This window comes from Intrasporangium sp., from assembly GCF_035688975.1.
In the GTDB taxonomy this organism is placed as follows: Bacteria; Actinomycetota; Actinomycetes; order Actinomycetales; family Dermatophilaceae; genus CALMNV01.
On the sequence record NZ_DASSMH010000080.1, the window covers coordinates 1 to 11,969 of the forward strand.

The following is an 11,969-nucleotide window of genomic DNA, read 5'->3' on the forward strand; positions in this document are numbered from 1 at the left end:
AGCAGGACGAGCGTCCAGAGCAGGAGGGACGTGTGCAGGGCGTCGCACTGGCCCCAGAAGGCACTGTTGAGCACCACCGTCGGGACCACGAGCACCGTGAGCGCCGCGGCGACGGCCACCCGGCGCGACCGGCCGGCCTGCCGCACCACCGCGAGGACGCCCACCGCGAGGCTGAGGTCACCGAGCGCCGAGACCACCTTGACGGCGACGATGGCGGGCGGCCCGAGGAGCGACACGAGGTAGAGCAGGTAGAGGTAGGGCGGGTTGTACTCGGCGAAGGCCTGCGCGAAGCCGGTGAAGCCCTGTTGCTGCAGGTGCGCGTACCACTTCGACAGGTAGAACCGGTAGTCCGGTGACTCGAAGGGCAACGCGGCCACCCGGATGCCGACGGCGGCGACGAGGACCACCCCGACGGCGACCGGGGCGGCGAGCCGACCCAACCACCCGCCGGCCGCGGGCCTGGTCGGGTGGTGGCTCATGGCGCTCCTTGGCGGCCTCGGATGTCGCGGGCGAGCGTGTGCTGACATTGTGCTCGACGTCAGTAGCCTGTGCGTCATGCGCCCCCCGGTCGTCCGTCTCGCCACCCGCCTGTTCGCCCCGGAGGTCGGTGCGGCGGCCTTCCGCGAGCGGCTGCTCGCGGACGCGTTCGCCGCCGCCGGCTGGCGGGTCGAGGTGGTGACGACGCTACCGCCCGCGGGCGCGCCGACGCCGGACGACGGGCCGCTGCGGGTGTCGCGGTGGCCGGTGCTGCGCGACGAGGGCGGCAACATCCGGGGCTACGTGCAGTACCTCAGCTACGACCTGCCGCTCCTCGCCCGCCTCCTCCTCGCGCGCCGCGCCGACCTCTACGTCGCGGAGCCGCCGCCCACGACGGGCGTCGTCGTCCGCCTCGCGGCGGCGCTCCGGCGCCGGCCCTACATCTGGTATGCCGCGGACGTCTGGTCCGACGCCGCCGCCATCTCCGGCGCCCCCGCGCCCGTGCTGTGGGCGCTGCGGGCCGTCGAGCGCTGGGTGCTGCGCGGGGCCGCGCTCGTCCTCAGCGTCTCGGACGGCGTCACCGACCGGTGCGTCGAGCTCGGCGTCAGCCGAGACCGTGCGGTCACGGTCGGCAACGGCGTCGACACGGCCGTGTTCCGCCCGGACGGTGACGCGGAGCCGGCCGCGACGCCGTACTTCGTCTACACGGGCACCATGTCGGAGTGGCAGGACGCGAGCGTCTTCGTCCGCGCCCTGCGGCGTCACCACGACGCAGGCGGCACGGAGCGGCTGGTCTTCCTCGGGCAGGGCAGCGACCTGCCGGCCCTGCGCACGCTCGCGGAGCAGCTGGTGCCGGGGCTCGTGGACTTCCCCGGGGTCGTGCCGCCGGCCGACGCGGCCCGGTGGCTGCGGGGCGCCACGGCCGCCCTCGTGTCCATCAAGCCGGGGCAGGGCTACGACTTCGCCAAGCCGACGAAGATCTACGCCGCGACGGGCTGCGGCACCCCGGTGGTCTTCGCGGGTCGCGGCGCCGGCGCCGAGCTGGTCGGGACCGCCGGCCTCGGCTGGGCGGTCGAGCACGACGAGGCAGCCGTCGCGGCAGCCATGGCCGAGGCGGTGGCCGCCGCGGGCGCCGACGAGCCGGAGCGGGTCGCCCGGCGCGAGCGGCTCGCCGCCTGGACCGTGGAGCACGCCTCCTCGGCCGCCCTGGCCCGGCGCGCCGCGGACGAGTGCATCGCCCGCCTGGGCCGCGCCTGACCGGTCGGCCGGCGCCTGACCGGTCGGCCGGCGCAGACCCGGTCGGCCGGCGCAGACCGGTCGGCCGGCGCAGACCGGTCGGCGACCGTCAGCCCGCGCGCTCCAGCATGGCGGCGACGACGCGTCCTGCGGCGGCGCCGTCGCCGTAGGGGGCCGCGTCGGTCGGCGGGGGCGGCGGCGTCGCGAGCGCCTGCCCGAGGTCCGCAGGATCCGGCACGAGGGTGTTCCACCCCAGCTCGACGGTCTCGACCCACTCGGTCTCGGTGCGCACCGTGGTGCACGGCCGGCGCAGCAGGAAGGCCTCCTTCTGCAGCCCGCCCGAGTCGGTGATGACGCCGGTGCTCGCGAGGATGGCGCGGACGAGCTGTGGGTAGGGCAGGGGGTCGGCCACGACGACCGAACCCGCGCCGAGGTCGATGCCGAAGTCGTGCGCCCGGGCCCGCAGTCGCGGGTGGGCGAGGAGCAGCGTCGGCACGGGCAACCCGGACAGGGACTCGACGATGGCGCGCAGCCGGTGCTCGTCGTCGGTGTTCTCGGCGCGGTGCAGGGTCGCGACCCGGAAGTCGTGGCCGTCGAGCTCGGCGGGGACGGCCACCGGCTCGTCCGCGACGCGGGCCCGGACCGAGAAGAGCACGTCCGTCATGACGTCACCGACGAGGAGGGAGCGGTCCGTGAGGCCCTCCGCGGCCAGGTGCCGCATGGCCACCTCGGTCGGGGCCAGGCACAGGTCGGCGGCGTGGTCGGTGAGCACCCGGTTGTGCTCCTCCGGCATACGGCGGTTGAACGACCGGAGCCCCGCTTCGAGATGGGCGAGCGGGATGTGCATCTTCACCGCGCTCAGGGTGCCGGCGAGCGTCGAGTTGGTGTCGCCGTAGACGAGGACCCAGTCAGGCCGGTGCTCCTCGAGGACCGCGTCCATCCCCGCCAGCATGGCGCCGGTCTGCCGGCCGTGCGAGCCGGAGCCCACCGCGAGGTGCACGTCCGGGGCCGGGATGCCGAGGTCGCGGAAGAAGACGTCCGACATCGACACGTCGTAGTGCTGACCAGTGTGGACGATGACGTGCTCGACGCCGACGACACGCATCGCCGTGGCCACGGGAGCGAGCTTGACGAACTGGGGCCTGGCGCCGACGACGCTGAGGATCTTCACGGGGGCTGACCCTACCGGTGCCGCGGGGACGGGGACCGGGTCGGCGGCTCGCTGCCTCCCCGCGCGCCGGGACCGGCTGCGAGGATGAGCGCGTGGAGATCGCACTCGGTCTGCTGGGCATCGCCGCGGCGGTGCTCGGCGGTGCCGCGCTGGCGCGCTGGCTGGACCTGCCCGCCCCCCTCGTGCTCATCCTCCTCGGCATGCTCGGCTCCTACCTGCCCTTCGTGCCGGAGGTCGTGCTCGACCCCGACCTCGTGCTGCTCGGCATCCTGCCGCCCCTGCTGTATGCCGCCGCCATCCAGACCTCGCTCGTGGACTTCCGAGCGAACCGAGGCGTCATCGTCAGCCTCTCCGTCGGCCTCGTGCTGTGCACCGCGCTGGGGGTCGGCCTCTTCGTGTGGTGGGTGCTGCCCGTGCCGTTCGCGGTGGCCTTCGCGCTCGGGGCCGTCGTGGCCCCTCCGGATGCCGTGGCCGCGACGGCCATCGGGCGCCGGATCGGTCTGCCCCGACGGATCGTGTCGATCCTCGAGGGCGAGTCCCTGGTCAACGACGCGACCGCCCTCGTCGCCGTGCGCACGGCGGTCGCGGCGGCCGGTCTCACGGCCGGCGCAGCCCCCGGGGTGACCCTTGCCGGCGTGGCCGGGGACTTCCTGCGCGCCTCCGTCGGTGGTGTGGTCGTCGGGCTCCTCGTGACGCTCGTCGTCGAGGGCATCCGCAGGCACGCGAGCGAGCCGACCTTCGACACGGCCGTGTCCTTCCTCGTGCCCTTCGCGGCCTACCTGCCGGCCGAGCTGGTCCACGCATCCGGGGTCATCGCGGTCGTGACGGCGGGGCTCGTCCTCGGCCATCACTCGCCGCGCCACCAGGCCGGCGCCTCCCGGCTCAGCGAGCGGATCAACTGGGCCTCGATCCAGTTCCTCCTCGAGAACGCCGTGTTCCTCCTCATCGGCCTGCAGGTGTACTACGTGCTCAGCCGGGTCGAGTCCTCCGCGCTGGGCCTCGACCGGATCGCCGGCGTGGCCCTCGGCACACTGGTGCTCGTCCTCGTGCTCCGGCCGGTGTGGGTCTTCCCGACGCGCTGGCTCACCACGACGGTCCTGCGCCGCGAGCCGCCAGCGCCGTGGACGCACACGGCGGTCCTGTCCTGGGCCGGCATGCGCGGCGTGGTGACCCTCGCCGCGGCCCTGCTCCTGCCGCCGGCGACGCCGCACCGGGACGTGCTCGTCCTCGTCGCGGTCGCCGTGACGATCGGCACGCTCCTCGTCCAGGGCACCACCTTGCCGCTCTTCGCCCGGGCTCTCGGCGTCCGCGCCCCGGACCCGCGCGAGGACGCCCTCCAGGCGGCCACCGTCATGCAGGCCGCGACCAAGGTCGCCATGGAGGCCCTCGAGGAGCGCACCGATCTCGACGTCGCCACGCGCGAGCTGCTCCGCTCCCGGTCGGAGGACCGCCTCAACCAGATGTGGGAGCGGCTCGGGCGGCGTGGCGCCGACGTCGGCGACACCCCGAGCGACCGCTACCGTCGCGCGCGCCTCGAGCTGATCGACATCGAGCGCCGTGAGGTGCTGCGCCTGCGTGACGCCGGGCGCGTGGACCAGGAGGTGCTCCGGGTGGTCCTCACGGCCCTCGACCTCGAGGAGACCATGCTGGCCCGCGTCGAGGACCAGGTCGACCGGCTCCGCGAGGACCTGCTGCCGACCGAGCAGGTGCAGGCTCCGTGCTGGCACCTCCAGCAGGCCCCCACGTGCATCGAGCCCGGGACGGCCGACGGCTGCGCGGAGTGCCTTCGCGAGGGAACCACCTGGGTGCACCTGCGCCTCTGCCTCGCGTGCGGGCACGTGGGGTGCTGCAACTCCTCGGAGCGCCGCCACGCGGCGGGGCACTACAGGCAGACGGGCCACCCCGTGATGCGCTCGCTCGAACCGGGGGAGGCGTGGCGGTGGTGCTACGTCGACGAGGTGCTCGCGTGACCGCGGGGGATCGACCCTCCTCGGAATCAGACGCGCCTGTCCTCGTCTGATTCCCCATGGAATCAGACGAGCGACTGACTGAGCGAGCGCTCGTCGGGCCCGCACACCACGGTGGCCGGTGCGCCGTTGACGAGCGCGAGGTAGGGGGCGACGTGGCCACACTCGACGTCCGCGACGATCGGCACGTCGAGCATCCCCAGGGCGTCACGCACGGCGTCGTGCTGCGAGAAGCCCGGCCGGTCCGGCGCCGTGGTGCGGCTGACGAGGATGCCGTTGGTCCGGTGGAACCAGCCGGCGAGCCGCATCGCGTGCAGGGCACGGCATACGTCGTAGGCGTTCCACTCGCAGATGTCGAGGTAGTGCAGCAGGCCCTCCGGGGCGTGCTGCGCGGCGAACGCCGCCACGTCTCCCCACGGGCCCCCGGCCGTGAAGCTGATCGTCTCGACGCAGCCGCCCACGAGCCGGCCCGACATGGTGACCGGCTCTCCTTCGTGGCCCGGGTCGATGCGGGCCCACGTGCCCCTGCCGTCGAGCGTGTATCGGTCGACCGCCGGGTCACGCTCCCAGTCGTCGTGCCCGGAGGTCCGGAAGCGCTCGGGGGAGCGCTGCGCCAGTCGCGACCCGGCGGGCGCGGTGGCGACGTCGAGCCAGTGCAGGACCCCGTCCGGCGGCCGGTAGGGCGTGTCCATGAGGTTCTGCCCGTGGATCGTGGCGAGCCCCGTGCGCAGGGTGAGCGGCGTGAGCCATGTCGAGGTGTCCGAGAAGCCGACGACCCACCGGGGCCTCGCGGTGGCGACGGCGTCGACGTCGAGCAGGTCGAGCAGGTCGATCCCCGTCTCACCGCCCCAGGGCGGCACGACCGCGCGGGTCCGCGGGTCGGTGAGCAGGCGCATGAGCTCGGCCGCCCGCGCCTGCCTCGGGGCGCTGACGTGCGTCGGGGCGCGTAGGCAGTCCCCGAGCTCCACCTCGAACCCCTTGTCCCGAAGCCACGCCACGGCCACCTCGAGCCTGGGCCAGAGGGAGTCCTCGACCCCCGAGCTGGGTGCGGTGACGCCGATCCGGTCGCCGGGGCGCAGCGGATCGGGGTAGCGGACCATCCCGCTCCTTCCTCCGTCGCCCGACGCGCGCGTCGCTCGCGCGGGTCGGTCAGCTCAGGGTCTGCCGGATGCTCTGCTCCTCGGCGGTGAAGGTGACGGTGGCCCGGGCGCCGTTGACGAGCGCCAGGCGCGGCGGCACGTGGCCGCACTCGATGTTGGCGAGGATCGGCACGTCGAGCGCACACAGGGCGTCGCGGATGGCGTCGTGCCGGGTGAAACCGTCCTCGTCTGGCGCGTCGGTGCGGCTGACGAGGATGCCGCGCGCACCCTCGAACCAGCCTGCCATCCGCATGCCGTGCAGGGCCCGGCACACGTCGTAGGCCCCCCACGCGTCGATGTCGAGGTAGTGCAGGGTCCCGTCCTCGGCGTGGGTGCGGGCGAACTCGCGCATGTTGCCGTATGCCGTGCCCGTCAGGTGCGACAGGGTCTCGACGCAGCCGCCGATGAGCCGACCGGAGAGGTTGACTGGCTCGTCGGGATCGGCCTCGTCGATGCGGAGCCAGCCGCCCTCGGCGTCGAGGACGTAGCGTCCGACCACGGTGTCGTCGCCCCAGTCGGTCAGGCCCGCGGTGCTGTAGCGGCCCGGCGAGCGCTGGTCGAGATCCGTGCCGGGCGTGGCGGTGACGACGTCGAGCCAGTGCAGGACGCCAGCCTCGGCGGCATACGGGGAGTCCATGAGGTTGTCACCGTGCACCGTCGCCACCCCGGTGAGCACGGTGAGCGGCGTGAGCCAGGTGGAGGTGTCGGCGAAGCCGACGGCCCAGGTGGGCTCGGCGGCCGCGATCGCCTCGAAGTCGAGGAGCGGCAGGATGTCGATGCCCGTCTCGCCGCCCCACGGGGGGATGACGCACCGGACGTCGGGGTCGGTGAGCATGTCCTGCAGCTCCTTCGCCCGGTCCTCGCGGGGAGCACTGACCTGGGTCGGCGACCCGAGACACTTGCCCAGGACCACGTCGAAACCGCGCTCGCGCAGCCAGCGGACCGCGAAGTCGAGGCGGGGCCAGACCTCGGGTGACACGCCGGAGGACGGCGCCGTGACGCCGATGCAGTCACCGGGTTGAAGCGGCGCGGGATAACGGATCGGCATGAGAACTCCTCAGCTCCAGGGTCGGGGACGCCGGGCAGGTACGCCGCGACAGCTCGCCGGCCGTGGTCGCGACCGGTTCGCCCCAGCCGCGAGGTATGTGTGTTGTCCCCCCATAAAGCACACTGTCTCACCGCGCGGAGCCCCCGTCACGTGTTACGCCTCGGGCAATGCGAGGGGGGCCGGCGCCCCGCCCCCCTCGCAGCGTGCTGCGCTCGTCAGAGCTTGGCTGCCGCGAAGCCCTGCTCGAGGTCGGCGACGATGTCGTCGACGTGCTCGATGCCCACCGACAGGCGCACGAGTCCGGGCGTGACACCGGCCGCGAGGCGGTCGCTGTCGGGGCCCTGCGAGTGGGTGGTTGACGCCGGGTGGATGACGAGGGAGCGCACGTCGCCGATGTTGGCGACGTGGCTATGCAGCGTCAGCCCCTCGACGAACCTCTTGCCTGCTTCGAGGCCGCCCGTGATCTCGAAGGAGAGCACGGCGCCGGCGCCCTTGGGGGTGTACTTCTGCGCGGCGGCATGCGACGGGCTGTCGGGCAGCGACGCCCAGATGACCCTTTCGACCTGCTCGTGTCCGGAGAGGAACTGCGCCACGGCGGCGGCGTTCTGCAGGTGCCGCTCGACGCGCAGGGACAGCGTCTCCAGGCCCTGAGCGATGAGGAAGGCGTTGAACGGCGACGCCGCCGGGCCGAGGTCGCGCAGCAGCTGGACGCGCGCCTTGAGGAGGAAGGCGAGGTTGGCGCCGAAGGGGCTGCCGACGCCGGCGTCCCGTGCGAAGACGAGGCCGTGGTAGCTCTCGTCGGGCGTGTTGTAGTTGGGGAACCTCTCCGGGTCCTGGCCGTAGTCGAAGTTGCCCGAGTCGACGATGACGCCGGCGATGGAGGTGCCGTGACCACCGAGGTACTTCGTGGCCGAGTGGACGACGACGTCGGCGCCCCACTCGATGGGCCGCAGCACGAACGGGGTCGCGATGGTGTTGTCGACGACGAGCGGCACGCCGTGCTCGTGCGCGAGAGTCGCGACGGCCTCGACGTCGAGGACCTCGGCCTTCGGGTTGGCGATCGTCTCGCCGAAGAGCAGCTTGGTGTTGGGCCTGATCGCCGCGCGCCACGAGTCGACCGACGTCGGGTCCTCGACGAAGTCGACGGTGATGCCGAGCTTGGGCAGCGTGAACTTCAGGAGGTTGACCGTGCCGCCGTAGAGCGACGGGGAGGCGACGACGTGGTCGCCGGCCTCGGCGATGTTGAGGATCGCGAGCGTGGTCGCGGACTGTCCGGAGGCGACGAGGAGCGCCCCGACGCCGCCCTCGAGGGCGGCGATCCGCTGCTCGACCGCGTCCGTCGTGGGGTTCATGATCCGGGTGTAGATGTTGCCGAACTCCTTGAGGCCAAAGAGGTTTGCGGCGTGCTCGGTGTCGTTGAAGACGTAGCTCGTGGTCTGGTAGATCGGCAGCGCGCGGGCGCCGGTCGCGGAGTCCGCGGTCTGGCCGGCGTGGATCTGCTTGGTCTCGAAGGACCAGTTGGGCGTGTCACTCATCGTGTTCTCCTTGGGTGCCGGTCGGCGACCGAGCGACGTGCGCCCCGGTGCACCGACGATCTCGGTGCGGGAGAGAGCTCTCCGCGCTTGCCCACGGACGGCGTCCGGGGCCAGGTCCTCACCCGGGGCACCCCACCGCGGTAGGAGGGTTGCCGGCCAGCGAGCCGGGGCTTGTCGCTGGCACTCATGACCTGTGGGGATGGTAGAGGCTCCCGGCCGAGCCGTGGGACCTGTCGTCCTCATGGTGGACATGCGGTGCCGTTGGCCGCGTGGGCTGCCCGTGGGCGGAATCACTAGGACGTCCTAGCATCCGCCTGTCTCCGAGTAGGATCGCACCGTGAGCGGACATGCCGACGTCGACCTCTTCCGGACCAGCGAGGACCACGAGTCGGTGCGCGAGGCGGTGCGCGCGGTGGCCGAGGCGAAGATCGCGCCGTATGCCGCCGCCGTCGACGAGGAGGCGCGCTACCCCCAGGAGGCGCACGACGCGCTCGTCGCCTCCGACTTCTTCGCGCCGCACGTCCCGGAGGACTACGACGGCGTCGGCGCCGACGCCCTCGCCACGTGCATCGTCATCGAGGAGGTCGCCCGGGTCTGCGCCTCGTCCTCGCTGATCCCCGCGGTCAACAAGCTCGGCTCGATGCCGCTGCTCCTCGCCGGCAGCGAGGAGCTGAAGCGCAGATACCTGCCACCCCTGGCGCACGGGGAGACGACGATCTCCTATGGGCTGTCGGAGCGCGAGGCGGGCTCGGACACCGCTGCGATGCGCTGCCGCGCGACGCGGGACGGGGACGACTGGGTGCTGAATGGGCAGAAGTCGTGGATCACGAACGCCGGCGTGTCCGAGTACTACACGGTCCTCGCCGTCACCGACCCCCACGGGCCCCGCGGCCGGAACGTCACGGCATTCGTCGTCGAGAAGTCCGACGCCGGGTTCACGTTCGGGGAGAAGGAGCGCAAGCTCGGCATCAAGGGCAGCCCCACCCGGGAACTGCACTTCGACCACGTCCGGATCCCGGGCGACCGGGTCGTCGGCGCCGTGGGTGACGGGCTCAAGCTCGCGCTGCGGACCCTGGACCACACCCGCGTCACGATCGGCGCCCAGGCCGTCGGCATCGCCCAAGGGGCGCTCGACCAGGCCCTGGCCTACGTCAAGGAGCGCCGCCAGTTCGGCCACGCCATCGCCGACTTCCAGGGCATCCAGTTCCTCCTCGCGGACATGGCGATGGAGCTCGAGGCCGCCCGGCAGCTGGTCTACGTCGCCGCCGCCAAGTCCGAGCGCGGCGACGCCGACCTGCCCTTCTTCGGGGCCGCCGCCAAGTGCTACGCCTCCGACGCCGCCATGCGGATCACGACGGATGCCGTCCAGCTGCTCGGCGGAGCCGGCTACACCAAGGACTTCCCGCTCGAGCGGATGATGCGCGACGCGAAGATCACCCAGATCTACGAGGGCACCAACCAGATCCAGCGCGTCGTCATGGCACGCCAGCTGCTCACCGGCAACGTCGGTCGCCGCTGACGCGGTCGACGGCCCTGGTGGGGCGGTTGTGATGGCGGAGCGGGCCGGTGCCGTCAGGCGGCATACGGGCGGGGCATGGGCCAGCGGGAGCGGCAGGCGCGCACGGCTACAGTGACCCGGTGACCCGTCCCGACCCGGCTGCCAGCCAGCAACGTGGTCCGGGTCTGCCGGCGCGGGTCCGCGTGCCCTATCTGCTCACCGAGGCCACGCCGATGTCCGAGGCGGAGGTCGTGGACCTGGTGCTGTCGCGGCCGCGGCCGGTGGTGCGGGTGGGCAACCTCAACCTGCACGCCGTGCACCTCTACCTGACCGACGAGGGCTTCCGGCGCTATACGGACGCGGCGGACGTCGTGCTCGCCGACGGCTGGCCGGTGTGGGCGGCGCTGCACCGGGCGAACCCGGCGCTCGACAGCAGCTTTCGCGTCGGCAGCAGCGACTGGCTGTTTCGCGTGCTCGACGCCGACCCGGAGCTGCGCGTCCTGGCCGTCGGGGCGAGCCCGGAGTCCAGTGCGCGAGCGGCGGCCGCGGCCACCGCAAGGGCGCCGCGGGTGCGGTGGGTCGCCTTCGACGGCTACACCTTCGCGCAGCAGGACGCGGGGCCTCCGACGACGGTCGAGCAGGAGCTGCCGCTCGCCGACCTCGTGCTTGTCGGGATGGGGATGGGCGCCCAGGAGCGGTGGATCGAGGAGCACCAGGGCGCGATGACCCACGGCGTCATCGCCAACGTCGGTGGCTGTCTGGACTACCTGTCGGGTGAGCAGGTGCACGCCCCACGGTGGGTCGGGCGGATGGGTCTCGAGTGGCTCTATCGCCTCCTGGCCAACCCGAGCCGCAACGCGCGCCGCGTCTTCGTCGAGCCGCTGCAGCTTGCGGCCGTCCTCCGGCGGGAGGCGAGATCCCGGCGGCGTTAACCGAGCTGATCTTTTCCGCGCTGGGGAGCCTGTGGATGGCTGCATTCCTCTGTCGGTGGTCGAACGTATGTTTGAAGTATGGCGGATCAGGGCATGGTCGATGGGCTGCGACGGCAGGTTTTCGAGGTGAGCTCGCGGCACGCGGCTGACGGCCGCGTGGCGGCGGAGCGGTTCTGGGCGGCGCTGAAGGAGGGGTTCGGCGACCCGGGGGTCACGCCGGGGGCGGCGACGCCGCCGCCGGCCGGCGGTCTGTTGGGGCCGGGCACGAGGGTGCGTTCGGCGCAGGGCGCCGGTGCGCGAACGTCGCGGAGGCGCCGCGTGGGGCATGGTGGGGCGGCGGTGCGGGGGCATGCGATGCCGCGGCGGGGTGGGCCGTGGGGGTTGTTCGCTGCTGATGACGAGGTGCGGGTGCGGCCGCGCGAGGTGGGGTGGCTTGAGCACGAGAGCCTTGCCGCGGACGCGGTGCCGGTGGCCGTGCCCGGCGGTGAGCCGATCGAGGGGATGGGGTCGGTGGGGGTGGTGGTGGAGGCGACGGTGGGGATGTCGCTGGTGCGGCATGGGGAGGCTGAGCTGGTGGCGGCGGTGGCGTGTCTGGGGGCGGCTCGGGCGGGGCAGGAGGTGGCTTTGGTGTCCGTGGTCGCGGAGCTGGAGGCCCGGGGTGTTGATTCCCCGGGCGGGTTGTCGCGGGTGGACTGGTTGCGTTCGGTGGATCCGAGCCTGTCGGCGGGTGCGGCCAGGGATGTGGTGACGGTGGCCCGCGCGCTGACCGACCCGCGGTGGGCGGAGCTCGCGGCGCGGGTGGCGATGCGGCAGGTCAGCGTGGGTAAGGCGGCCCGGATCATCGCCTTCCATGAGCAGGTGGCGCCGGTGGCGGACCCGCAGGAGGTGGCGGCCGCGGTGGCTGACCTGCTGGGTCAGGCTGCCTCGGCGACGGTGGAGGAGGTGTCGCGGTTGGCGCGGCATCAT

9 protein-coding genes, 1 pseudogene and 1 riboswitch are annotated in these 11,969 nt (G+C 73.0%); of the genes and pseudogenes, 5 read left to right on the forward strand and 5 right to left on the reverse strand.

The window, feature by feature from the left end; genetic code table 11:
• On the reverse strand, window positions 1-479 hold a 479-nt coding region (locus tag VFJ94_RS08605; protein WP_325003791.1), incomplete at its 3' end, for a hypothetical protein.
• Between the two features lie 76 nt (window positions 480-555).
• On the opposite strand from VFJ94_RS08605, the gene VFJ94_RS08610 reads away from it, so the two are divergent.
• Window positions 556-1,734, forward strand: coding sequence for a glycosyltransferase (locus VFJ94_RS08610; RefSeq protein ID WP_325003792.1), 1,179 nt, complete (start codon window positions 556-558; stop codon window positions 1,732-1,734).
• A gap of 88 nt (window positions 1,735-1,822) precedes the next feature.
• On the opposite strand, the gene wecB is transcribed toward VFJ94_RS08610, so the two are convergent.
• The gene (gene wecB, locus VFJ94_RS08615) at window positions 1,823-2,884 is read right to left on the reverse strand and encodes a non-hydrolyzing UDP-N-acetylglucosamine 2-epimerase (RefSeq protein ID WP_325003793.1); all 1,062 of its coding nucleotides are present in this window, start codon (window positions 2,882-2,884) and stop codon (window positions 1,823-1,825) included.
• Window positions 2,885-2,976: 92 nt separating this feature from the next.
• Here wecB and VFJ94_RS08620 point away from each other — a divergent pair, with 92 nt between their 5' ends.
• Window positions 2,977-4,854 (forward strand): Na+/H+ antiporter, encoded by a 1,878-nt coding sequence (locus tag VFJ94_RS08620; protein ID WP_325003794.1) that lies wholly within the window; start codon window positions 2,977-2,979, stop codon window positions 4,852-4,854.
• 62 nt (window positions 4,855-4,916) lie between these two features.
• On the opposite strand, the gene VFJ94_RS08625 is transcribed toward VFJ94_RS08620, so the two are convergent.
• The 3 genes from VFJ94_RS08625 to VFJ94_RS08635 form a co-directional block, all read right to left on the reverse strand.
• On the reverse strand, window positions 4,917-5,951 hold the full coding sequence (locus tag VFJ94_RS08625) for a S66 peptidase family protein (protein ID WP_325003795.1): 1,035 nt from the start codon (window positions 5,949-5,951) through the stop codon (window positions 4,917-4,919).
• Window positions 5,952-6,000: 49 nt separating this feature from the next.
• Window positions 6,001-7,038, reverse strand: a complete 1,038-nt coding sequence (locus VFJ94_RS08630; RefSeq protein WP_325003796.1) for a S66 peptidase family protein — start codon at window positions 7,036-7,038, stop codon at window positions 6,001-6,003.
• Between the two features lie 215 nt (window positions 7,039-7,253).
• Window positions 7,254-8,573, reverse strand: coding sequence for a bifunctional o-acetylhomoserine/o-acetylserine sulfhydrylase (locus tag VFJ94_RS08635; RefSeq protein WP_325003797.1), 1,320 nt, complete (start codon window positions 8,571-8,573; stop codon window positions 7,254-7,256).
• A gap of 78 nt (window positions 8,574-8,651) precedes the next feature.
• Window positions 8,652-8,765: riboswitch (SAM riboswitch) on the reverse strand.
• A gap of 145 nt (window positions 8,766-8,910) precedes the next feature.
• On the opposite strand from VFJ94_RS08635, the gene VFJ94_RS08640 reads away from it, so the two are divergent.
• The 3 genes and pseudogenes from VFJ94_RS08640 to VFJ94_RS08650 all read left to right on the forward strand — a co-directional run.
• Complete coding sequence (locus VFJ94_RS08640) at window positions 8,911-10,092, forward strand: acyl-CoA dehydrogenase family protein (RefSeq protein ID WP_325003798.1); 1,182 nt, start codon at window positions 8,911-8,913, stop codon at window positions 10,090-10,092.
• 119 nt (window positions 10,093-10,211) lie between these two features.
• On the forward strand, window positions 10,212-11,003 hold the full coding sequence (locus VFJ94_RS08645; protein WP_325003799.1) for a WecB/TagA/CpsF family glycosyltransferase: 792 nt from the start codon (window positions 10,212-10,214) through the stop codon (window positions 11,001-11,003).
• Between the two features lie 78 nt (window positions 11,004-11,081).
• Window positions 11,082-11,969 (forward strand): annotated as a pseudogene (locus VFJ94_RS08650) (HNH endonuclease); the annotation flags it as partial.